The sequence below is a fragment of the Streptomyces sp. NBC_01750 genome, assembly GCF_035918095.1.
In the GTDB taxonomy this organism is placed as follows: Bacteria; Actinomycetota; Actinomycetes; order Streptomycetales; family Streptomycetaceae; genus Streptomyces.
Map to the genome: position 1 here is coordinate 6,340,174 of NZ_CP109137.1, position 22,491 is coordinate 6,362,664.

The window sequence follows — 22,491 nt, forward strand, 5'->3', positions numbered from 1 at the left end:
GGTGATAGAGGAAGGTGTCCGAGTGTCCCGCCGTACAATCGGCTTCTGGTACCGCCTGGCGGCGGTCATCGCTAAACCGCCGCTGTTGGTTCTGTTCAAGCGGGACTGGCGGGGAATGGAACACATTCCGGCTGACGGCGGATTTATCACCGCCATCAATCACAACTCGTATCTCGACATGTTCTCGTACGGCCACTTCCAGTACAACACCGGACGTGTGCCCCGATTCCTGGCCAAGGCCGCGCTCTTCAAAGCGCCCGGTGTGGGGATCCTGCTGCGAGGTACGGGCCAGATTCCCGTCTACCGCGAGTCCTCCAACGCCTTCGGCGCCTTCCGCGCCGCCGTGGAAGCCGTGGAGCGCGGTGAATGCGTCGCCTTCTACCCCGAGGGCACTCTCACCCGCGATCCCGGACAGTGGCCGATGACCGGGAAGACCGGAGTGGCGCGCGCGGCACTCCTGACCAAGGCGCCGGTTGTGCCCGTCGCCCAGTGGGGCGCCAACTTGGCGATGCCGCCGTACGCCAAGGGGAACAAGGTCAGCTTCTTTCCCCGCAAGACTCTCCAGGTGAAGGCGGGGCCGCCGGTCGACCTCACTGCCTACTACGACAGAGAGCCGACGCCGGAGGTGCTGAAGGCGGCGACCGAGGTCATCATGTCCGCCATCACCGACCTGCTGGAGGAGCTGCGCGGCGAGCAGGCACCCGAGAAGCCGTACGATCTGCGCGAAATCCGCGCGCAGGAGCGCCGCAAGGCCGCCGAGGAGGGCACCAAGTGACGCGCGCAGCCACCAGGGCAGCAGTATTCGGAACCGGCTCGTGGGGCACGGCGTTCGCCATGGTCCTCGCCGACGCGGGCTGCGAGGTGACCCTCTGGGCCCGCCGTCCCGAAGTCGCCGACGCCGTCAACAACACCCGCACCAACCCCGAGTATCTGCCGGGAATTGAGCTTCCGGAGTCGGTACGGGCCACCACCGACCCCGCCGAGGCCGCGGCCGGAGCCGACTTCACGGTCCTCACCGTCCCCTCGCAGACCCTGCGCGGCAACCTCGCCGGCTGGGCGTCCCTGCTGGCCCCCGACACCGTGCTCGTCTCTCTCATGAAGGGCGTCGAACTCGGCACCGCCAAGCGGATGAGCGAGGTCATCGAGGAGGTCGCCAAGGTCTCCGCGGACCGGGTCGCCGTGGTCACAGGCCCCAACCTCGCCAAGGAGATCGCCCAGCGCCGGCCCGCCGCGGCCGTGGTCGCCTGCCGCGACGAGGCCGTCGCCCAGCGTCTCCAGTCCGCCTGCCACACCCCGTACTTCCGCCCCTACACCAACACCGACGTCGTCGGCTGCGAACTCGGCGGCGCCGTCAAGAACGTCATCGGTCTCGCCGTCGGCATTGCCGACGGCATGGGCCTCGGCGACAACGCCAAGGGCTCGCTCATCACCCGCGGCCTCGCCGAGACCACCCGCCTGGGCCTCGTGATGGGCGCCGACCCGATGACCTTCTCCGGCCTCGCCGGACTCGGCGACCTGGTCGCCACCTGCTCGTCGCCGCTCTCCCGCAACCACACCTTCGGCACCAACCTCGGGCGCGGTATGACCCTCCAGGAGACCATCGCGGTCACCAAGCAGACCGCTGAAGGCGTCAAGTCCTGTGAGTCGGTGCTCGATCTGGCGCGCCGGCACGGTGTCGACATGCCGATCACCGAGACGGTCGTCGGCATCGTCCACGACGGCAAGCCGCCGGTGGTCGCGCTCAAGGAGCTGATGTCACGCAGTGCCAAGCCGGAGCGCCGCTGACGTGGCCCTCTGTGCCCCGTGGGGGGAATCCCCTCACCCCCCACCAAGCGGGTAGTCTCATCGCGATATGAGCAGCGAGAACCTCCCCCAGAGCCCTGAGCAGCAGCTCCGCAAGCCGCGCGTAGCCGTCGTCTTCGGCGGTCGCAGCTCCGAACACGGAATCTCCGTGGTCACCGCCGGTGCCGTGCTGCGGTCCATCGACCGTACGAAATACGACGTACTGCCGATCGGCATCACGACGGACGGCCGGTGGGCGCTCACCGCCGACGAACCGGACCGGATGGCCATCACCGACCGCAGGACGCCCAGCGTCGAGCAGCTGGCCGAGTCCGCCGACGGTGGTGTGGTCCTCTCCGTCGATCCGGCCAACCGCGAGGTCGTCTACAGCGAACCCGGCTCCGTGCCCAAGGTGCTCGGCGAGGTCGACGTCGTCTTCCCGATGCTGCACGGCCCGTACGGCGAGGACGGCACCCTCCAGGGCCTGCTGGAGCTCTCCGGCGTCCCGTACGTCGGCTCCGGTGTCCTCGCCTCGGCCGTCGGCCAGGACAAGGAGTACATGAAGCGGGTGTTCATCTCCTTCGGGCTGCCGGTCGGCCCGTTCGAGGTCATCCGCCCCCGCGAGTGGGAGCAGGACCCGTCCGCCGCCCGCAAGAAGATCGTCGACTTCGCCGGTGAGCACGGCTGGCCGCTCTTCGTGAAGCCCGCGCGCGCCGGTTCCTCGATCGGCATCACCAAGGTCGACGACCTCTCCGGCCTTGACGACGCGATCGCCGAGGCGCAGCGCCACGACCCCAAGATCCTGGTGGAGTCGCTGCTGCGCGGCCGCGAGATCGAGTGCGGAGTGCTCGACTTCGAGGACGGTCCGCGCGCCAGTGTGCCGGCCGAGATCCCGCCGGTCACGGCGCACGAGTTCTACGACTTCGAGGCCAAGTACATCGACTCGGCGGCGGGTCTCGTGCCCGCGCCGCTGACCCCGGAGCAGACCGCCGAGGTGCAGCGGCTCGCGGTCGAGGCCTTCGACGCCGCGTCGTGCGAGGGACTGGTCCGCGCCGACTTCTTCCTGCAGGAGAACGGCGAGTTCGTGATCAACGAGATCAACACCATGCCGGGCTTCACTCCCATCTCGATGTACCCGCGGATGTGGCAGGAGAGCGGCATCAGCTACTCGGAGCTGGTGGACAGGCTGATCCAGGCGGCGCTGCGCCGCCCGACCGGCCTGCGCTAGAGGTCAAAGCCTGGCCGGGACCGTCTTCTTGACGGGCCCGGCCAGATCCGTGAGCGGCCCGATGTCATGGGCGTACTGCTTCCCCAGCGTGATCTCGACATAGGTCTTGCGGTAGGTGGTGGTGAACCGGGGGCCGGCCTCGCGCTGTTCCAGCAGCCAGTTGACCCCGTTCACGTCCACCCCCTTCGACTGGGGGTCGCTCATCTTCTCCGGCCGGGGGACGCCGCAGCGCAGTACGATCGCGGCATCGCCCCAGCCGGCGGTGAGTTCGGAAGCCGGTCCGGGGTCGTTGCGGTCCTGTCCGGCGACGGACTCGGGCAGCTCCTCGTGCAGCGCACGGCACAAGGAGGCTTCCGCCGGCGGGGGGCTGGGAACCGTGATCGACGCCTCTGCGTCCGTGGAGGAGCAGCCCGCCGCAGCCAACAGCGCAATGGCGGCTGCGGACAGGCAGAAGGGCCGGCGGCGATATGAAGTCACCGGCCAAGCGTAGACGGGGGCTACAGGTGCACGACCGGGCAGGTCAGGGTGCGGGTGATGCCGTCCACTTGCTGGACCTTGGCGACCACCATGCGACCGAGATCATCGACCGTCTCGGCCTGTGCGCGCACGATCACGTCATAGGGACCGGTTACGTCCTCGGCCTGAATCACTCCCGGAATCTTGCCGATGGTCTCGGCGACGGTCGACGCCTTGCCCACCTCGGTCTGAATGAGGATGTACGCCTGTACCACGGAACCTCCAGGGCGGCCACGAGGATCATGTGGGGAGAGAAGAGACGCCACGGTATCGCGTCGTCGCGGCTGCGGGGAGACCCGCGCGCCGGGCGATGCCCGCAGCGTGGCGTACGGAAAGCAGAAGTTGGCGTATCTCTTGACGGTACCCACCGCGAAGAAGGCTCGCGACCGCAAGCAAGCAGCACTGCCGGGCGTTCCGGCAGAACGACGGAGAGGTGAGACTCGGTGAAGGGCACTGTGGGCGAGTTGGGGGAGTTCGGGCTCATCAGGGAGCTCACCTCCCGGCTCACCTCCACCCCCGCGGTACGGCTGGGACCCGGCGACGACGCCGCGGTCGTGGCCGCACCCGACCGCAGGGTTGTGGCGAGCACGGACATCCTGCTCGAGGGGCGGCACTTCCGCCGCGACTGGTCGACGGCGTACGACGTGGGCCGCAAGGCCGCCGCCCAGAACCTGGCCGACATCGCCGCGATGGGCGCGGTCCCGACCGCGCTGCTGCTCGGCCTGGTCGTCCCGGCCGAACTCCCGGTCACCTGGGCCACCGAGCTGATGGACGGCATCCGGGACGAGTGTCAGGTCGCGGGAGCGGCGGTGGTCGGCGGCGATGTCGTACGAGGCGACCTCATCACCCTCGCGATCACCGCTCTCGGCGATCTGCGCAATCACGAGCCGGTCACCCGGGCCGGCGCCCAGCCCGGCGATGTCGTCGCGTACACCGGCTGGTTGGGGTGGTCGGCGGCCGGGCACGCGGTGCTCTCGCGCGGCTTCCGCTCGCCGCGCGCCTTCGTCGAGGCGCACCGGCGGCCCGAGCCGCCGTACCACGCGGGCCCGGCGGCGGCCGGCCTCGGCGCCACCGCCATGACCGATGTCAGCGACGGACTCGTCGCCGACCTCGGGCACATCGCGGACGCCAGCAAGGTCCGTATCGACCTGCGGTCCGGTCTCATCGACATCCCCAGCCAGATGAACGACATCGGCCAGGCGGTCGGCGTCGATCCGCTGCAGTGGGTGTTGACCGGGGGAGAGGACCATGCGATCGTCGCGACCTTCCCCGCGGACGCGAAGCTGCCGGCCCGCTGGAAGGTGATCGGCGAGGTGCTCAACCCCTCGGCGCTGCCTCAGGTGACCGTCGACGGAGCTCCGTGGACCAGCAAGGGCGGCTGGGACCACTTCGGGGACATCGAGGACAGCAAGTAGATTCGGCGGTATGCAGTCCCTCTCTTTTCCTTTCCCGGCCCCCCGCGTCCTCACCGTCGCCGGATCCGACTCCGGCGGCGGTGCCGGTATTCAGGCCGATCTGAAGACCATGCTGGCGCTCGGCGTACACGGGATGAGCGTGCTCACCGCGGTCACCGCGCAGAACTCGCTGGGCGTGCAGGGCGCGTGGGAGCTGCCTGTCGAGGCGGTACGAGCTCAGTACCGCAGCGTCGTCGACGACATCGGCGTACAGGCCGTGAAGACCGGAATGCTGGCGTCCGCGCCGTTGGTCGAGGCGGTCGCGGAGCTGCTGGCGGGCACGGACGCGCCGGTGGTCGTCGACCCGGTGGGCATCTCCAAGCACGGGGATTCGTTGCTGGCGGCATCCGCGCTCGACTCCGTACGCACAAAGCTGCTGCCGACCGCCACGGTGGCCACGCCCAACCTCGACGAGGTGACCCAGCTGACGGGCGTGGTGGTCGAGGACGAGAGCGGGATGCGCCGGGCCGCGGACGCCGTGCTCGGCTTCGGGCCACGCTGGGCGCTGATCAAGGGCGGGCATCTCGCGGGGGACTCCGGGCGGGCGGGTGGGAACCAGGCAGTGGACCTGCTGACGGACGGCACCGAGGAACACTGGCTGCGCGCGCCCAGGTACGACAACAGGCATACCCACGGGACGGGCTGCACGCTGGCGTCCGCGGTCGCGTCGGGGCTGGCGAGAGGGATGGACGTTCCGGAGGCCGTCCGGGCGGCCAAGGAGTACGTCACGGGGGCGATCGCGGCGGGCTTCCCGCTGGGCGCGGGCATCGGTCCGGTGGATCACGCCTGGCGCTTTCGCCGAACGCTTCGGTGACGCTGTCGGCGGGTGACTGCTACTGCGGCTGCTTCCGGTGACTGTCCGGGTACGGCAAAAAGCCGGTCCACCGAGGTGGACCGGCTTTCAAGGCAACCGCAGGGGCTGCGCTACGACGAAACGTCGGCGGGAACATCCCCGCTGGGCGGGGCGCAACCAATTAGCGCGAGACCTTGCCGGCCTTGATGCACGAGGTGCAGACGTTGAGCCGCTTCGGCGTCCGACCGACCACGGCACGCACGCGCTGGATGTTCGGGTTCCAGCGACGGGACGTACGGCGGTGCGAGTGCGAAATGTTGTTGCCGAAGCCCGGCCCCTTGCCGCAGACGTCGCAGTTGGCAGCCACGGGTCACTCCAAAGACTTCAGATGCACTTACAGTGAATTCCGGCGCGCCGGATCAGTGATCTGATTGGTGGCTTTGCCGGGGGAATGGCCCGACTTTCATCGGGCAACCGGAGCAGCATACAACGACTGCGTCCGAGATACGAAACTACCATGGCTTCTCCCGCCCCCGCCCCGGCCCTTGGCCCCGACCGGGGTCTACCCTGCGGTTCAACCCGCAGCCCACGGCCCACTCCGGCCGCTCAAGGAGGATCACCAGGTGCCGCAGACCCTCGAAGCCGCAGCGGTGCGCGCCTGGTGCTCACTGGCGCTGGAGGCCCTGGGCCGGGAGCGCGAGGAGATCGACGCGATCAATGTCTACCCGGTCGCGGACGGGGACACCGGCACCAATCTGTACCTGACCGTGGAGTCCGCGGCCCAGGCCGTGGAGGCCGTCTTCGCCGCTCACGAGACCAAGTCCTCCCTGCCCGCGTCGGCCGATGTGCTGCGGGCGATGGCCCACGGTGCGCTGATCGGGGCACGCGGGAACTCGGGGACGATCCTGGCGCAGCTGCTGCGGGGCATGGCCGAGCGGATCGGTGAAGGTGACCATCCGGCGGCCGCGCTGCGGCGGGCGGCCGTGCTGGCGCGTGCGGCGGTCGCGCATCCGGTCGAGGGCACGATCCTGAGCGTGGCCGGGGCGGCGGCGGACGCGGCGGAGGCCGCCCCGGACGATGCCGTGCGCGCGGCGTACGCGGGGGCGCTGGCCGCGCTGGACCGTACGCCGGACCAGCTCGAGGTACTGGGGCGGGCTGGCGTTGTCGACGCGGGCGGACGGGGGCTGCTCGCCGTGCTCGGGGCGCTGGTCGAGGCCGTGTCGGGCGAGGCCCCGGTGCTCCCGGCGCTGGCGCATGTGCGGCCGGAGCCGGCGGCCGGGACAGGGGAGCCGTGTGCTGCCGGGGGCCCGGCCTTCGAGGTCATCTATCTGCTGGAGGCGGACGACGCGGCCGTGGCCCGGCTGCGGGCCCGGCTCGACAGGCTCGGCGACTCGCTCGTCGTCGTCGGCGGCGACGGCCTGTGGAACGTCCATGTGCACGTCGACGACGCGGGCGCGGCGGTGGAGGCGGGCGTCGAGGCGGGGCGGCCGTACCGGATCCGTATCACCCACTTCGACACCGCGGCGGCGGTGCTGCGTGAACAGGTGCAGCGGGCCGTCGTCGTGGTCGTTCCCGGGGAGGGACTGGCGGGCCTGTGCTCCGAGGCCGGAGCGACCACGGTTCTCGCCCGCCCCGGTGAACCCCTGGCCAGCGGCGAGCTGGTCGAGGCGATCCGGCGCGCCCATGCGCGCGAGGTGGTCCTGCTGCCGAACTCCGCGGAGCTGCGGCACACGGCTGCCGCGGCCGCCGAGCAGGCCCGTACGGAAGGCGTGCGGGTCGCTCTCATCCCGACCCGTGCCGCGGTCCAGGGCATCGCGGCGCTCGCCGTCCACGAGCCGGACCGGCGCTTCGACGAGGACGTGGTCGCGATGACCGCGGCGGCGGGCGCGACCCGCTACGCCGAACTGGCCGTCGCGGAACGGCAGTCGTGGACGACGGCCGGCGTCTGCCAGGCCGGCGACGTGCTGGGTCTGGTCGACGGCGACGTGGCGGTGATCGGCACGGACCTGGCGGTCACGGCGGAGACGGTGCTGGACCGCATGCTGGCGGCGGGCGGCGAGATGGTGACGCTGGTGCTGGGCGAGGACGTACCGGAGGCCATGGCGGACCGGCTGGAGACGTACGTACGGGACGGTCACCTGGCGGTCGACACGGTGGTCTACCGCGGCGGTCGCCAGTCGGCGCCACTGTTGATCGGTGTGGAGTAGCCACGGCTGTGACCAGGGGTTATCCACAGGTGTCCGACGGCTGTCAGTGGTTTGGTGTGCAATGGACCGCGTGTCCGCGCTCGACGAACCCCTGAAGAAGACGCTCGGTGCCGCCACCGCGAAGGTGATGGCCGAGCACCTCGACCTGCACACCGTCGGTGATCTGCTCCACCACTACCCGCGGCGCTACGCCGAGCGGGGCGAGCTCACGCCCCTCTCCGAGCTGCCTCTGGACGAGCACGTCACGGTCGTCGCCCAGGTCGCGGACGCCCGAGTGCTCACGTTCAACCAGGGCCGCGGCCGACGGCTCGAAGTCACCATCACCGACGGCAGCGGTCGGCTGCAGCTGGTCTTCTTCGGCAAGGGCGTTCACAAGCCGCACAAGGACCTGCTGCCGGGCAGCCGCGCGATGTTCGCCGGCAAGGTGTCGATGTTCAACCGCAAGCTTCAGCTCGCCCATCCCGCGTACGAGCCGCTGGGCGCCGCCGCCAGTGCCGAGGACGCGGTGGACGCCTTCGCGAACCAGCTGATCCCGATCTATCCGGCCTGCAAGCAGCTGGAGTCCTGGAAGATCGCCAAGGCGGTGGACGCGGTCCTGCCGCGCGCCGCGGAGGCCGCCGACCCGCTGCCGCCCTCGCTGCGTGAAGGCCGTGGATTCGCCGCGCTCCCCGATGCCCTGCGCAAGATCCACCGGCCGCGGACGAAGGCGGACATCGCCGAGGCCAGGGACCGGCTCAAATGGGACGAGGCATTCGTCCTTCAGGTGGCGCTCGCCCGGCGGCGGCACGCCGACACCCAACTGCCCGCGGTGGCACGGAAACCCAGGCCGGGCGCTCTGCTCGACGCCTTCGACGGGAAGCTGCCCTTCACCTTCACAGAAGGCCAGCAGAAGGTCACCAAGGAGATCTTCGACGACCTGGCGACCGAGCACCCCATGCACCGCCTGCTCCAGGGCGAGGTCGGTTCGGGCAAGACCATCGTCGCGCTGCGGGCGATGCTCACCGTCGTCGACGCGGGCGGCCAGTCCGCGATGCTCGCGCCCACCGAGGTCCTCGCCCAGCAGCACCACCGCTCGGTCACCGAGATGATGGGCGAGCTCGCTGAGGGCGGGATGCTCGGCGGCGCCGAGCACGCCACCAAAGTGGTGCTGCTGACCGGCTCCATGGGGGCGGCCGCGCGCCGGCAGGCGCTGCTCGATCTGGTGACGGGCGAGGCCGGGATCGTCATCGGTACGCACGCGCTGATCGAGGACAAGGTGCAGTTCCACGATCTGGGGCTGGTCGTCGTCGACGAGCAGCACCGCTTCGGCGTGGAACAGCGTGACGCCCTGCGCTCGAAGGGCAAACAGCCGCCGCATCTGCTGGTCATGACCGCCACACCCATTCCCCGTACGGTCGCGATGACCGTCTTCGGCGATCTGGAGACCTCCGTTCTGGACCAGCTGCCGGCCGGCCGGTCGCCGATCGCCACCCATGTGGTCCCCGCCCAGGACAAACCGCATTTCCTCGCGCGCGCGTGGGAGCGCGTGCGCGAGGAGGTGGAGAACGGACATCAGGCGTATGTCGTCTGTCCCCGTATCGGCGACGGCGAGGACGAGCCGAAGAAGAAGTCCGCCGAGGACGACGCCGAGAAGCGCCCGCCTCTGGCCGTGATCGAGATCGCCGAACAGCTCGCCAAGGGCCCCTTGAGCGGTCTGCGCGTCGAAGTGCTGCACGGCCGGATGCAGCCCGACGACAAGGACGACGTCATGCGCCGCTTCGCCGCGGGTGATGTGGACGTCCTGGTCGCCACCACCGTCATCGAGGTCGGTGTCAACGTCCCCAACGCCACCGCCATGGTGATCATGGACGCGGACCGGTTCGGTGTCTCCCAGCTGCACCAGCTGCGCGGCCGGGTGGGCCGTGGCTCGGCCCCCGGACTCTGTCTGCTGGTCAGCGAGATGCCCGAGGCGAGTCCCGCCCGGTCCCGGCTGGCTGCGGTCGCCGCCACGCTCGACGGCTTCGAGCTCTCCCGTATCGACCTCGAACAGCGCCGCGAGGGCGATGTGCTCGGCCAGGCACAGTCCGGCGTGCGCTCCTCGCTGCGGATGCTCACGGTCATCGAGGACGAGGAGGTGATCGCCGCTGCCCGCGAGGAGGCCGTCGCGATCGTCAGCGAGGACCCGGAGCTGGAGCGGCTGCCCGAGCTGCGTACGGCCCTGGACGTACTGCTCGACACGGAGCGCGAGCAGTACCTCGACAAGGGCTGAGAGACTGGCGGGAAGAGATCCCTCATCGAGCTCACCAGAAGGACTGAGATGACCCGCGTGATCGCCGGCGCGGCCGGCGGACGCCGCCTCGCCGTCCCGCCCGGCAACGGCACCCGCCCCACCTCCGACCGCGCTCGTGAGGGGCTCTTCTCCAGCTGGGAGTCGCTCCTCGGCACGCTCAGTGGCATCCGCGTCGCCGATCTGTACGCCGGCTCGGGCGCCGTCGGCCTGGAGGCGCTCTCCCGCGGCGCGTCCCACGCACTCCTCGTCGAGGCCGATTCCCGCGCGGTCCGCACCGTCCGCGAGAACGTCCGCGCCCTCGGACTGCCCGGGGCCGAGGTCCGTACCGGCAAAGCGGAACAAATCGTGACGGGGCTTGCCCCCGAAGTCCCCTATGACGTGGTTTTCCTCGACCCTCCGTACGCCGTCACCGACGACGATCTTCGCGAGATTCTGCTCACACTCCGCACTCAGGGCTGGCTCGCGGACGATGCGCTCGTCACCGTGGAGCGGAGCACCAGGGGCGGCGAGTTCGTTTGGCCGCAGGGTTTCGAGCCACTGCGGGCCCGTCGTTACGGCGAAGGCACGCTTTGGTACGGTCGCGCCGCCTCTACGTGCGAAGACGCACGATGATCGGACCGGAGAGCGAGGGACTTCAGTTGCGCCGCGCAGTCTGTCCGGGGTCATTCGACCCCATCACCAATGGACACCTCGACATCATTGCCCGCGCCTCCAAGCTGTACGACGTCGTATACGTCGCGGTGATGATCAATCAGTCCAAGCAGGGACTGTTCACGGTCGAGGAGCGGATCGAGATGATCCGCCAGGTGACCAGCGAGTACGGAAACGTCGAGGTGGAGTCCCACCACGGCCTCCTCGTCGACTTCTGCAAGCAGCGCGACATCCCGGCCATCGTCAAGGGTCTGCGCGCCGTCAGCGACTTCGACTACGAGCTGCAGATGGCCCAGATGAACAATGGCCTCTCGGGTGTGGAGACGTTGTTCGTCCCGACCAACCCCACCTACAGCTTCCTCTCCTCCAGTCTGGTCAAGGAGGTCGCCGCCTGGGGCGGCGACGTCTCCCACCTGCTGCCTCCGGTGGTGCACCAGGCGCTCACCAAGCGCCTCGCCGAGAGGTCACGAACTCAGTGAGGAATCGGTGACGACTCGGTGACGCGCCGAGTGACGAACCGGGTGGCGAGCTGACAGCCCGTCACCCGGTGTCGTACGGGTACCGACTGCCCGTACAGTCGTCCACGTCCGTCTCCCATCAGCTGTAGAGAGTGGCGAACACACGGTGGACGTCCAGAAGAAGCTCGACGAGATCGTCGAGGCGGTCGGCAACGCCCGGTCCATGCCCATGTCGGCCTCCTGCGTGGTCAACCGCGCTGACCTGCTCGCCATGCTCGAAGAGGTCCGCCAGGCCCTGCCGGGCTCGCTGGCCCAGGCCCAGGAGCTGATCGGCGGCCGTGAGCAGCTGGTCGAGCAGGCCCGCCAGGAGGCGGAGCGGATCATCGAGACCGCCCACGCCGAACGCGGCTCGCTGATCTCGGACACCCAGGTCGCCCGCCAGTCCCAGGACGAGGCCGACCGGATCCTCGCCGAGGCCCGCCGTGACGCCGAGGAGATCCGCGCCGAGGCCGACGACTACGTCGACTCCAAGCTCGCCAACTTCGAGGTCGTCCTCACCAAGACCATCGGGTCCGTCGACCGCGGCCGCGAGAAGCTGCTCGGCCGTGGACCGGGGCTGGACGAGCAGGGGTACGCCGACGAGGACGCCCCCGAGTACAGCGCGGACCCGCAGACCCTGATCCAGCGCGCGGACGAGTACGTCGACGCCAAGCTCGGCGCCTTCGAGGCCGTGCTCTCCAAGACCCTCGACGCGGTCGGCCGCGGCCGGCAGAAGCTGCACGGCCGGACCACCAGTGACGCGCTCGGCGAGCACATGGCCGCCCAGGACGCGGCGGGCACGCAGCAGCACGCCAGCGACACCGACTATCTGGCCGGTCTCGCGGAGCTGGCCGAGCCGCAGCCGCATGTCCCGCAACAGGTCCAGCCCCAGCCCCTGTACCAGCCGCAGGCCGAGCCGCAGCCCCTGTACCAGCCGCAGGCCGAGCCGCAGCCCCAGATCCCGGCTCAGCAGGACCCGTACGCCTACCAGCCGCAGCAGCCGCAGGAGGCGTACGCGGCCTATCAGCAGGATCCGTACGCCGCGTACCAGCAGCAGAGCTACGACCAGCAGCAGTACGCACAGCAGGACCCGTACGCCTATCAGCAGCAGGTCCAGCCCCAGCAACAGCCCCAGCAGGCGCAGCAGCAGGGGGCCGCTCTCGACGAGACCAGCCTCTTCGACACGAGCATGATCGACCTCGAGCAGCTGCGCCGGTACGAGCAGGGCCGCTGAGTTTCAGGCCGCCGACGACCGGATTGGGTCTACGGCGGCCTGTCCAGTATCCTGGCTCTTCGGTCGCGCGTAGCTTCGCGATCCCGGCTGTCCGCTTCCACTCCGAATCGGGACAGCCCCTCCCCACGATCCGAAAGCAGGAAGAGCCCTGAACGCGCATCTTGACCACCGCAACCCCCTCGTGTTCGACACACGCGAGCTGGGGCGGCGTCCTGGTGCGCTTCAGCGGCTGACCCGCACGGTCGCGACCCCCAAGGACTTCGGTATCGAAGGGGTCATCGGCGTGCCCTTGGGCGCACCGATCGAGCTCGATCTCCGCCTCGAGTCGGTCATGGAGGGTGTGCTTGTCACAGGCACCTCCCGTGCACCGGTCGAGGGGGAGTGCGTAAGGTGTCTGGAGCCGTTGCACCAAGAGGTTGCGACGGACTTCCAGGAGCTGTTCACGTACCCCGACGCCGACGACCGGGGCCGCATCGCGGAACCCGTCGACGACGCCGAGGACGAGGACAGGCTCTTTCTCGAGGACGGCCTGTTCGACCTCGAGTCCGTGCTGCGTGATGCGGTGGTGCTCGCACTGCCGATGCAGCCGGTGTGCCGGGAGACCTGTGCCGGCCTGTGTCCCGAATGCGGGATCAGGCTGGACGAGAACCCGGGCCATCATCATGACGCCGTCGACAATCGTTGGGCGGCGTTGCAGGGACTCGTCGAAACCGTCAAGGACGGCGAGAAGGACAACATGGGCGGCGCCGAAGCGGGCGTCGACGAGAAGCAGGAGAAGTAGCCGTGGCTGTTCCGAAGCGGAAGATGTCGCGCAGCAACACGCGCCACCGCCGGTCGCAGTGGAAGGCTGCGGTCCCCACCTTGGTTTCGTGTGAGCGTTGCCAGGAGCCGAAGCAGCAGCACATCGCGTGCCCGAGCTGCGGCACCTACAACAAGCGCCAGGTCCTCGAGGTCTGAGCGGCTGGTGAGAGGCACGATGTCTGAGTTGTCCAACGCCAAGAAGCAGGCAGACAACGTCAACGCAGCCTCGTCCCACACGCTTCTGGAAGGGCGGCTCGGGTACCACCTCGAGTCCGCCCTTCTGGTGCGTGCGCTGACCCACCGTTCGTACGCGTACGAGAACGGCGGTCTGCCCACCAACGAGCGGCTCGAATTCCTCGGGGATTCGGTGCTCGGCCTGGTGGTCACCGACACGCTGTACCGCACCCACCCCGACCTGCCCGAAGGCCAGCTGGCCAAGTTGCGGGCCGCGGTGGTCAATTCGCGTGCGCTGGCGGAGGTCGGCCGTGGCCTCGAACTCGGCCTCTTCATCCGGCTCGGCCGGGGTGAAGAAGGCACGGGCGGCAGGGACAAGGCGTCCATCCTCGCCGACACCCTTGAAGCGGTGATCGGCGCTGTCTATCTCGACCAGGGCCTCGACGCGGCCTCGGAGCTGGTGCACCGGCTCTTCGACCCGCTGATCGAGAAGTCCTCGAACCTCGGCGCCGGCCTGGACTGGAAGACCAGTCTCCAGGAGCTCACCGCTGCCGAGGGGCTCGGAGTCCCGGAGTATCTCGTCACCGAGACCGGCCCGGACCACGAGAAGACCTTCACTGCTGCCGCCCGCGTCGGTGGTGTCTCGTACGGCACCGGCACCGGCCGCAGCAAGAAGGAAGCGGAGCAGCAGGCGGCGGAGTCCGCGTGGCGGGAGATCAGTGCCGCCGCGGACGAGCGCGTGGCTGCCGAGAAGGCCGCCGCCGAGGTGGCGGCCTCCGCTGAGGGCGCGGCTGATGCGGCGACCGAGGTGGCAGGCGAAGAGGCCGCCGACACCTCTTCGTCCACGGAGTCCGCGGACCGGGCCTCGGCCTGAGTCCACGCTTCCGCTTTCCGCCGTGAGGCCCCTCGCTCCCAGGGAGCGAGGGGCCTCACGGATTTCGGCGGTGGGCGGAGCGGTACGCTGCGGGCGTCACCGCGAAAGTTCTGAAGGAGCCCCGTGCCCGAGCTGCCCGAGGTCGAAGTCGTACGTCGCGGACTCCAGCGCTGGGTCAGCGGGCGCACCATCGCCGAGGTGCAGGTGCTGCACCCGCGTGCGGTCCGCCGGCATATCGCCGGCGGCGAGGACTTCGCGGCCCGGCTCAAGGGGCACAGCGTCGGCGTGGCCCGCCGCCGCGGTAAGTACCTCTGGCTGCCGCTGGCGGACACGGACGCCTCGATCCTCGGTCACCTCGGCATGAGCGGCCAGCTCCTCGTACAGCCGGAAACCGCGCCGGACGAGAAGCATCTCCGCATCCGCATCCGCTTCGCCGACACCCTCGGCACCGAGCTGCGCTTTGTCGACCAGCGCACCTTCGGCGGGCTTTCGTTGCACGACAACACCCCTGAGGGACTGCCCGACGTCATCGCGCACATCGCACGCGATCCGATCGACCCGGCCTTCGACGACGCGGCTTTCCACACCGCGCTGCGTCTGCGCCGTACCACCGTCAAGCGCGCGCTGCTCGACCAGTCCCTGATCAGCGGTGTCGGCAACATCTACGCGGACGAGGCACTCTGGCGAGCGAAGCTCCACTACGAGCGCCCCACCGCGACCCTCACACGCCCGCGCTCGGTCGAACTCCTCGGCCATGTACGGGGGGTGATGGTCGCCGCCCTCGCCGTCGGGGGCACCAGCTTTGACAGCCTGTATGTGAACGTGAACGGTGAATCAGGCTATTTCGACCGGTCGTTGGACGCCTACGGGCGCGAGGGCGAGCCGTGCCGTCGCTGTGGCACGCCGATACGCCGCCGCCCCTGGATGAACCGGTCCAGCTACTTCTGCCCGCGCTGTCAGCGGCCGCCGCGCACCTCGTCGTAAGTCTCGCGCGCCGCCAGGACCTCGGGCATCCGCCCCTCCACGAAGCGGATGAGTGTGAGCAGCCGCTCCGCGATCTGGCGTCCCAGCGGGGTGAGTTCGTAGTCGACCCGTGGCGGATTGGTCGGCTGCGCGTCCCGTCGTACGAGCCCGTCGCGCTCCAGCGCTTGCAGGGTCTGGGACAGCATCTTCTCGCTCACGCCGTCGATCCGCCGCCGCAGCTCGTTGAAGCGGAAGGTGCCTTCGTGGAGCGCTCCCAGCGTGAGGCCGCCCCAGCGGCCGGTGACGTCCTCGAGGGTGTCGCGCGACGGGCACAGGCGGGAAAACACGTCAAAGGCGAGGTCGCCGTCCGGACAGACTCCGGTCCTCTCTTCCTGCGCACTGGTCTCCATTTCGCCACCATACTCCGATGCAGCGCTAACTCATGGGTTGCGCTAACCAGAAGTTAGTGCTTCTCTGGTGGCACCACCGACGAGCACCCCGCTTTCGAGGAGTCCCTTACCGTGACCACGCCTGTTGTCTCGATCGCCTACCACTCCGGGTACGGCCACACCGCCGTCATCGCGGCGGCCGTCCGCGAAGGAGCGGCCGCCGCCGGCGCCACTGTTCACCTGATCAAGGTCGACGAGATCGACGAGGCCCAGTGGGAGCTGCTCGACGGCTCCGACGCCATCGTCTTCGGGTCGCCCACCTATATGGGGACCGCGTCCGGTGCCTTCCACCGGTTCGCGGAGGACACCTCCCGGCGCTGGTTCACCGACGCCTGGAAGGACAAGCTGGCGGCCGGCTTCTCCAACTCCGGCTCCAAGAGCGGCGACAAGCTGCACACCCTGCAGTTCTTCGCGACGCTCGCCGCCCAGCACGGTATGCACTGGGTGAACCTCGGGCTCAAGCCCGGCTGGAACTCCACCGAGGGCTCCGAGCACGACCTCAACCGTCTGGGCTTCTTCTCCGGCGCCGCCGCCCAGACCAACTCCGACGAGGGCCCGGAGGGTGTGCACAAGGCCGACATCGCGACCGCGGAGCACCTCGGCCGCCGGGTGGCGGAGACCGCCCGCACCTTCATCGCGGGCCGGGCGGCCGTCGCCGCCTGACCATGAGGAAGGCCCCCGTCACCGAGGTGACGGGGGCCTTCTCGCGTACGTACGACCGGCTAGAAGCCGAAGTCCTGCGTCCACCAGGGGCCGCCGGCGCCCAGGTGCACACCGACGCCCATCGTCTTGTAGTCGCAGTTCAGGATGTTCGCGCGGTGACCGTCGCTGTTCATCCAGGAGGTCATCACAGCGGCCGGGTCGGCCTGACCGCGAGCGATGTTCTCGCCGCCGAGCCCCTGCACGCCCACCTGCGCGGCACGGTCCCAGGGCGTCGCCCCGTCAGGGTCGGTGTGACCGAAGAAGCCACGCGTGGCCATGTCGTCGCTGAAGTCCCCGGCCAGCGCCGCAAGTGATTCGCTGGCCTGCACGGGGCTGCACCCCACCTTCGCGCGCTCTGCGTTGACCAGGCTGAGCACCTCGGCCTCGGCGGCCTTCGCGTCCGAGGGCACGGCGGGCACGGCGGGCTTGGCCGGCGCGGCCGGCCGGCTGGGCGCACGCGTCGCCTTGCGGGCCGGGGCGTCGCTCTTCGACTCCTTGCGCGCCTCAGGGACCTTCGCCTTCTTCGAAGGCGTCGCCGCCGGCTTGGCCGGCGCGGGCGGGGGAGTCTTCGGCGAGGGAGCCTTCGACGGCGCCTGCGGGCGCTGGGCGCCCTGGCGCACGGGGGCCGAGGCCCCGTGCGTCGGTTCCGCGCTCGCGTCGCCCTGTGTCTGGAGCTTCGCGGAGTCCTCGGTGCGTACCTGCTTGGCGGAGTCGTTGCCGTGGCCGACGTTGAACTTGTCGCCGCCCGGGAGCAGGCCGGTCGTGACGGCCACGGCCCCTACGGCCATGGCTGCGGAGGCGCCGAGCAGCCCGGTGCGTACGGGGACAAGGCCCCGCTTCTTCCGGCGTGCACCACCCCGGTGCCGGCCTGCCGAACCGTCCGCATAGTCATTTGCGACGGGTGCGTCGGCGGAGCGTCGATGGCGTCCCATCTGCTGTGCCTTCCTGGTACTCGACAGTCAATCGTCAACATGACTCACCCATACGAGTGAGGCTCATTGCGAGGGGACTGTAGCCCATGTGGCGAGGGGGTGAAGTGATCCGAAATGTATTGTCCAGTTACGGTGCACCCATGAACGATGTTGCGCGGCTCACCGCCTGGGTACGCGGCCGGGTACAGGGAGTGGGCTTCCGCTGGTTCACCAGGGCAAATGCATTGGAGATCGGCGGCCTCACGGGCTTCGCGCTCAATCTTGACGATGGCAGGGTGCAGGTTGTGGCAGAGGGGCCACGTGATAATTGCCACCGTTTGCTGGAATGGCTTCGCTCCGACGACACACCCGGCCAGGTCGACGGAGTCACCGAGATCTGGGACACGCCCCGCGGTGGATACGAGGACTTCGCGATCAGGTGACGATCACCCCGTAATTCATCACCGCGAAGATCGCCGCGTATGCCGACGGCACCTGCCCGGGGTGGAAATGGCCTGGTGGTTGCCAAGAACGGCTTGTCGTGCCAGGCTGCGGCAGTAAGGATGATCTCTACGCCCCCAGGGCCCCGCAGAGTGGCTCCGCCGCTTCATTCGCGGCCGTGAGCCCCGGGTTTGCCCGTTGATACGGGGCGTGATCGTGTTGACCGTCAAACTTTTTGGTGAGACTCTGGAAGCCCCGCGCACCTTAGCTGTTTGGCAGTACAAACCGCAGCGATAGCAAGTAACAATCACTGTCGAGCACCGCGGGTGCGAATCCCTCACGACCCACACCGCATTCGGTCGGTCACTCAGTGTGGAGGACCATCCATCATGGCAAAGGCGCTTCTCGGTTACGTCGGCGGTTCCGACCCGCGACTCCTCGCCGAGATGCGACGGCTGCAGCAGCGCGTCCAGGACCTCGAATCCGAGCTTGTACGGATCCAGTCCGAGAATGACGCGCTCAACGCTGCCGTTGCTCAGCACCCTGAAGAGTCGCTGCTCAACGGCATCGACATCGACGTGCACCAGCCGGAGCCCGCGCTCACCTGAGCAGGGGCTTTCTGCTGGAGTTCATCGCGCAAGATATGCAAGGGACGCTTCGGCGTCCCTTCTTTCTTTTCCCGCCCTGCCTCGCCCCTTAGAGTCCTTCCCTTACCGTCTGATGTGCCCTGCACCTTCATAGGTGAAACCGGGAGCGCTCTGTCTTCCCGGGGGGACACCCCCCACCCGCGGTCGAAAAATCCCACGTGGCAGGCCGGAGTCGACCAGCTCCGGCGGTCCGAGCGAAGCGAAAGGTAGAGTCCGGCGGCGTGCACCTCAAGGCCATGACCCTGCGCGGGTTCAAATCCTTCGCCTCCGCCACGACGCTGCGCTTCGAGCCGGGCATCACCTGCGTCGTGGGCCCCAACGGCTCCGGCAAGTCCAATGTGGTGGACGCGCTGTCCTGGGTCATGGGAGAGCAGGGGGCCAAGTCGCTGCGCGGCGGCAAGATGGAGGACGTCATCTTCGCCGGCACGACCGGGCGGCCTCCGCTCGGCCGCGCCGAGGTCTCCCTCACCATCGACAACTCCGACGGCGCGCTCCCCATCGACTACGCCGAAGTCACCATCACGCGGATCATGTTCCGCAACGGCGGCAGTGAATACCAGCTGAATGGCGACACGTGCCGGCTTCTCGATATCCAGGAACTCCTCTCCGACTCCGGCATCGGCCGCGAGATGCACGTCATCGTCGGACAGGGACAGCTCGACTCCGTACTGCATGCGGATCCGATGGGGCGACGGGCCTTCATCGAGGAGGCCGCCGGTGTGCTCAAGCACCGCAAGCGCAAGGAGAAGGCGCTGCGGAAGCTGGACTCGATGCAGGCCAACCTCGCCCGCGTACAGGATCTGACCGACGAACTGCGCCGCCAGCTCAAGCCGCTGGGACGGCAGGCCGCGGTGGCCAGGCGGGCCGCCGTCATCCAGGCCGATCTGCGCGATGCCCGGCTGCGGCTGCTTGCGGACGATCTCGTACGGCTCCGTGAGGCGCTGCGCGGCGAGATCGCCGACGAGGCCGCGCTCAAGGAACGCAAGGACAGTGCCGAGGCGGAGCTCAGGGCCGCGCTGACGCGTGAGGCGGAACTCGAGGACGAGGTACGGCGGCTGGCGCCGCGGCTGCAGCGGGCCCAGCAGAGCTGGTACGAACTCTCCCAGCTGGCCGAGCGGGTGCGGGGCACGATCTCACTGGCCGACGCACGGGTGAAGAGCGCGACCGCGGCCCCGGCGGAGGAGCGGCGCGGCCGCGACCCCGAGGACATGGAGCGCGAGGCCGCCCGGATCCGTGAGCAGGAGGCGGAGCTGGAGGCCGCGCTGGAGGCGGCGGAGCACGCGCTGGAGGACACCGTCGCGCACCGCGCCGAGCTGGAGCGGGAGCTGACGGTCGAGGAGCGCCGGCTCAAGGACGTCGCGCGGGCGATCGCCGACCGGCGCGAGGGGCTGGCCCGGCTCAACGGCCAGGTCAACGCGGCCCGTTCGCGGGCGGCCTCCGCCCAGGCCGAGATCGACCGGCTGGCCGCGGCGCGCGACGAGGCCCAGGAGCGGGCCGTGGCGGCTCAGGAGGAGTACGAGCAGCTCAAGGCCGAGGTCGACGGTCTTGACGCCGGCGATGCCGAGCTGGGGGAGCGGCACGACGCGGCCAAGCGTGAGCTGGCCGATGCTGAGGCGGCGCTGAGCGCGGCGCGTGAGGAGCTCACCGGCGCTGAGCGCAAGCGCGCCGCCGTCGCCGCCCGCCGGGAGGCGCTCGCCCTGGGGCTGCGCCGCAAGGACGGCACGGGGGCGCTGCTCGACGCGAAGGACCGCCTCGCGGGGCTGCTCGGGCCGGCCGCGGAACTGCTCGGCGTGACCCCGGGCTTCGAGGTTCCGGTCGCAGCGGCGCTCGGCGCGGCTGCGGACGCCATCGCCGTGTCCAACCCCGCGACCGCCGCCGAGGCTCTGCGGCTGCTGCGTAAGACCGACGCCGGGCGCGCCGCCATACTGCTAGGCGGCGCGCCCGATTCCGTACAGCAGACGCAGCGCTCCGACGGTCCTCCGTACGCCGCCGACCTGGTGCGGGGGCCCATGGAACTGATGCCAGCCGTGCGCCGGCTGCTGCACGGCATGGTCGTGGTCGGGACGCTGGAGGATGCCGAGGACCTGGTCTACTCGCGGCCCGAGCTCACCGCCGTGACCGCGGAAGGAGACGTCCTCGGCGCGCACTTCGCGCAGGGCGGTTCCGCCGGGGCCCCGAGTCTGCTCGAGGTGCAGGCCTCCGTCGACGAGGCCGCGGCCGAGCTGGAGGAACTGGCCGTACGGTGCGAGGAGCTGTCGGCGGCTCAGCAGCAGGCCGTTGGACGACGCAGTGAATGTGCGGGCCTCGTCGAGGAACTGGGAGAGCGCCGCAGGGCCGCCGACCGTGAGAAGTCCGCGGTGTCCGGGCAGCTGGGGCGGCTGTCCGGACAGGCGCGTGGTGCTGCGGGCGAGGCCGAGCGGACGACCGCGGCCGCCGCCAGGGCCCAGGAGGCGCTGGAGCGGGCGCGAGAGGAGGCCGAGGAGCTGGCCGAGCGGCTGCTCGTCGCCGAGGAGGCGCCGGCGGAGGAGGAGCCGGATACCCATGTTCGGGACCGGCTCGCCGCCGACGGCGCCAACGCACGCCAGACCGAGATGGAGGCCCGCCTCCAGGTCCGTACGCACGAGGAGCGCGTGAAGGGGCTCGCGGGGCGTGCCGACTCGCTGGACCGGGGAGCGCGCGCCGAGCGCGAGGCACGGGCACGCGCCGAACAGCGGCGCGCCCGGCTGCGGCACGAGGCGGAGGTCGCCGCCGCGGTGGCGAGCGGGGCCCGCCAGCTCCTCGCGCATGTCGAGGTGTCGCTGGTGCGGGCCGAGGCGGAGCGGGTCGCCGCCGAGGCGGCCAAGGCCGAGCGCGAGCAGGATCTGAGCGCCGCCCGCAATCAGGGACGCGACCTCAAGGGCGAACTCGACAAACTCACTGATTCAGTTCACCGAGGCGAGGTACTCGGGGCCGAGAAGCGGCTGCGGATCGAGCAGCTGGAGACAAAGGCCCTGGAGGAACTGGGTGTGGAACCGGCCGGGCTGCTCGCCGAGTACGGCCCCGACCAGCTGGTGCCGCCGTCCCTGCCCGCCGAGGGAGAGGAACTGCCTGATGACCCGGAGCACCCGCGCAACCAGCCGAGACCGTTCGTACGCGGAGAGCAGGAGAAGCGTCTCAAGTCCGCCGAACGGGCGTACCAGCAACTCGGAAAGGTGAATCCGCTCGCCCTGGAGGAGTTCTCGGCGCTGGAGGAGCGGCACAAGTTCCTCTCCGAGCAGCTTGAAGACCTGAAGAAGACCAGGGCCGACCTGTTGCAGGTGATCAAGGAGGTCGACGAGCGCGTCGAGCAGGTCTTCACGGAGGCGTACCGGGACACCGCCCGCGAGTTCGAGGGTGTCTTCTCGCGGCTCTTTCCCGGCGGAGAGGGCCGGTTGATCCTGACCGATCCCGACAACATGCTCACCACGGGCGTGGACGTCGAGGCCAGACCCCCTGGCAAGAAGGTCAAGCGGCTGTCGCTGCTGTCGGGCGGTGAGCGGTCACTGACGGCCGTCGCGCTGCTGGTGTCGATCTTCAAGGCCCGGCCGAGTCCGTTCTATGTGATGGACGAGGTCGAGGCGGCGCTCGACGACACCAACCTTCAGCGCCTGATTCGGATCATGCAGGAGCTCCAGGAGTCCTCGCAGCTGATCGTGATCACGCACCAGAAGCGGACGATGGAGGTCGCGGACGCGCTGTACGGCGTCTCCATGCAGGGCGACGGCGTCTCCAAGGTCATCAGCCAGCGCCTTCGCTGACGACTCTTCAACTCTTGAACACAACTCCCTCACATTGCTGCTCGGGGTTGCTAAGCAAGAAGTATTGACTTCGAAACATGAACGAATAGTCTCTGCAGCGTTGCTTTTACCTTCAAGTGGTG

The 22,491-nt window shown here is 69.5% G+C and carries 23 protein-coding genes; 18 read left to right on the top strand and 5 right to left on the bottom strand.

What is annotated here, in order from left to right:
- Window positions 1–22: 22 nt before the first annotated feature.
- The 3 genes from OG966_RS28955 to OG966_RS28965 all read left to right on the top strand — a co-directional run bounded on the left by OG966_RS28955 (window position 23) and on the right by OG966_RS28965 (window position 3,010).
- Window positions 23–775 carry a lysophospholipid acyltransferase family protein gene (locus OG966_RS28955; RefSeq protein WP_326652854.1) on the top strand — a complete coding sequence of 251 codons (753 nt, stop codon included), beginning with the start codon at window positions 23–25 and terminating at the stop codon, window positions 773–775.
- Window positions 772–1,785 (top strand): NAD(P)H-dependent glycerol-3-phosphate dehydrogenase, encoded by a 1,014-nt coding sequence (locus OG966_RS28960; protein WP_326652855.1) that lies wholly within the window; start codon window positions 772–774, stop codon window positions 1,783–1,785. The genes OG966_RS28955 and OG966_RS28960 overlap by 4 nt, the downstream gene beginning before the upstream one ends.
- A gap of 67 nt (window positions 1,786–1,852) precedes the next feature.
- Window positions 1,853–3,010: a D-alanine--D-alanine ligase family protein gene (locus tag OG966_RS28965; RefSeq protein WP_326652856.1), complete on the top strand. Its 1,158-nt coding sequence runs from the start codon at window positions 1,853–1,855 to the stop codon at window positions 3,008–3,010.
- Between the two features lie 3 nt (window positions 3,011–3,013).
- Here the strand turns inward: OG966_RS28965 and OG966_RS28970 are convergent, their stop codons facing one another.
- Window positions 3,014–3,487, bottom strand: a complete 474-nt coding sequence (locus OG966_RS28970) for a DUF3515 domain-containing protein (protein WP_326652857.1) — start codon at window positions 3,485–3,487, stop codon at window positions 3,014–3,016.
- A 20-nt stretch (window positions 3,488–3,507) separates the two neighbouring features.
- A complete protein-coding gene (locus OG966_RS28975; protein WP_108152814.1) occupies window positions 3,508–3,741 on the bottom strand; it encodes an Lrp/AsnC family transcriptional regulator in 234 nt (77 codons plus the stop codon).
- Between the two features lie 228 nt (window positions 3,742–3,969).
- On the opposite strand from OG966_RS28975, the gene OG966_RS28980 reads away from it, so the two are divergent.
- Together OG966_RS28980 and thiD are read left to right on the top strand one after the other, a co-directional pair.
- Window positions 3,970–4,941: a thiamine-phosphate kinase gene (locus OG966_RS28980; RefSeq protein WP_326652858.1), complete on the top strand. Its 972-nt coding sequence runs from the start codon at window positions 3,970–3,972 to the stop codon at window positions 4,939–4,941.
- A 10-nt stretch (window positions 4,942–4,951) separates the two neighbouring features.
- The gene (gene thiD, locus OG966_RS28985; RefSeq protein ID WP_326652859.1) at window positions 4,952–5,794 is read left to right on the top strand and encodes a bifunctional hydroxymethylpyrimidine kinase/phosphomethylpyrimidine kinase; all 843 of its coding nucleotides are present in this window, start codon (window positions 4,952–4,954) and stop codon (window positions 5,792–5,794) included.
- A gap of 160 nt (window positions 5,795–5,954) precedes the next feature.
- Here thiD and rpmB read toward each other — a convergent pair whose 3' ends face one another.
- On the bottom strand, window positions 5,955–6,140 hold the full coding sequence (gene rpmB, locus OG966_RS28990) for a 50S ribosomal protein L28 (protein ID WP_003957616.1): 186 nt from the start codon (window positions 6,138–6,140) through the stop codon (window positions 5,955–5,957).
- A gap of 256 nt (window positions 6,141–6,396) precedes the next feature.
- Here rpmB and OG966_RS28995 point away from each other — a divergent pair, with 256 nt between their 5' ends.
- The 9 genes from OG966_RS28995 to mutM all read left to right on the top strand — a co-directional run bounded on the left by OG966_RS28995 (window position 6,397) and on the right by mutM (window position 15,464).
- Window positions 6,397–7,980 (top strand): DAK2 domain-containing protein, encoded by a 1,584-nt coding sequence (locus OG966_RS28995; RefSeq protein WP_326652860.1) that lies wholly within the window; start codon window positions 6,397–6,399, stop codon window positions 7,978–7,980.
- A 61-nt stretch (window positions 7,981–8,041) separates the two neighbouring features.
- Entirely contained in the window at window positions 8,042–10,228 is a 2,187-nt protein-coding gene (gene recG / locus OG966_RS29000; RefSeq protein ID WP_326652861.1) for an ATP-dependent DNA helicase RecG, read from the top strand.
- A gap of 48 nt (window positions 10,229–10,276) precedes the next feature.
- A complete protein-coding gene (gene rsmD / locus OG966_RS29005; protein ID WP_326652862.1) occupies window positions 10,277–10,861 on the top strand; it encodes a 16S rRNA (guanine(966)-N(2))-methyltransferase RsmD in 585 nt (194 codons plus the stop codon).
- A gap of 26 nt (window positions 10,862–10,887) precedes the next feature.
- Window positions 10,888–11,379, top strand: coding sequence for a pantetheine-phosphate adenylyltransferase (gene coaD / locus OG966_RS29010; RefSeq protein ID WP_326655411.1), 492 nt, complete (start codon window positions 10,888–10,890; stop codon window positions 11,377–11,379).
- A 145-nt stretch (window positions 11,380–11,524) separates the two neighbouring features.
- Complete coding sequence (locus OG966_RS29015; RefSeq protein WP_326652863.1) at window positions 11,525–12,631, top strand: ATP synthase F0 subunit B; 1,107 nt, start codon at window positions 11,525–11,527, stop codon at window positions 12,629–12,631.
- Between the two features lie 148 nt (window positions 12,632–12,779).
- The gene (locus OG966_RS29020) at window positions 12,780–13,412 is read left to right on the top strand and encodes a YceD family protein (RefSeq protein WP_326655412.1); all 633 of its coding nucleotides are present in this window, start codon (window positions 12,780–12,782) and stop codon (window positions 13,410–13,412) included.
- A gap of 2 nt (window positions 13,413–13,414) precedes the next feature.
- Window positions 13,415–13,588 carry a 50S ribosomal protein L32 gene (gene rpmF, locus OG966_RS29025; RefSeq protein WP_026165248.1) on the top strand — a complete coding sequence of 58 codons (174 nt, stop codon included), beginning with the start codon at window positions 13,415–13,417 and terminating at the stop codon, window positions 13,586–13,588.
- Window positions 13,589–13,607: 19 nt separating this feature from the next.
- Window positions 13,608–14,480 carry a ribonuclease III gene (gene rnc, locus OG966_RS29030; RefSeq protein ID WP_326652866.1) on the top strand — a complete coding sequence of 291 codons (873 nt, stop codon included), beginning with the start codon at window positions 13,608–13,610 and terminating at the stop codon, window positions 14,478–14,480.
- Window positions 14,481–14,603: 123 nt separating this feature from the next.
- Window positions 14,604–15,464 (top strand): bifunctional DNA-formamidopyrimidine glycosylase/DNA-(apurinic or apyrimidinic site) lyase, encoded by an 861-nt coding sequence (mutM, locus tag OG966_RS29035; protein WP_326652868.1) that lies wholly within the window; start codon window positions 14,604–14,606, stop codon window positions 15,462–15,464.
- On the opposite strand, the gene OG966_RS29040 is transcribed toward mutM, so the two are convergent.
- A complete protein-coding gene (locus OG966_RS29040; protein WP_326652869.1) occupies window positions 15,437–15,853 on the bottom strand; it encodes a winged helix-turn-helix transcriptional regulator in 417 nt (138 codons plus the stop codon). The genes mutM and OG966_RS29040 overlap by 28 nt on opposite strands.
- A gap of 111 nt (window positions 15,854–15,964) precedes the next feature.
- Between OG966_RS29040 and OG966_RS29045 the strand changes: the two genes are divergently transcribed.
- Complete coding sequence (locus OG966_RS29045; protein WP_326652870.1) at window positions 15,965–16,555, top strand: flavodoxin family protein; 591 nt, start codon at window positions 15,965–15,967, stop codon at window positions 16,553–16,555.
- Window positions 16,556–16,614: 59 nt separating this feature from the next.
- On the opposite strand, the gene OG966_RS29050 is transcribed toward OG966_RS29045, so the two are convergent.
- Window positions 16,615–17,526, bottom strand: coding sequence for a CAP domain-containing protein (locus OG966_RS29050; protein ID WP_326652871.1), 912 nt, complete (start codon window positions 17,524–17,526; stop codon window positions 16,615–16,617).
- Between the two features lie 140 nt (window positions 17,527–17,666).
- Between OG966_RS29050 and OG966_RS29055 the strand changes: the two genes are divergently transcribed.
- The 3 genes from OG966_RS29055 (at window position 17,667) to smc (ending at window position 22,369) form a co-directional block, all read left to right on the top strand.
- Window positions 17,667–17,948, top strand: coding sequence for an acylphosphatase (locus OG966_RS29055; RefSeq protein ID WP_326652872.1), 282 nt, complete (start codon window positions 17,667–17,669; stop codon window positions 17,946–17,948).
- A gap of 387 nt (window positions 17,949–18,335) precedes the next feature.
- Window positions 18,336–18,554 (top strand): hypothetical protein, encoded by a 219-nt coding sequence (locus OG966_RS29060; RefSeq protein WP_326652873.1) that lies wholly within the window; start codon window positions 18,336–18,338, stop codon window positions 18,552–18,554.
- A gap of 260 nt (window positions 18,555–18,814) precedes the next feature.
- On the top strand, window positions 18,815–22,369 hold the full coding sequence (gene smc, locus OG966_RS29065; protein WP_326652874.1) for a chromosome segregation protein SMC: 3,555 nt from the start codon (window positions 18,815–18,817) through the stop codon (window positions 22,367–22,369).
- The last annotated feature ends 122 nt before the right edge of the window (window positions 22,370–22,491 follow it).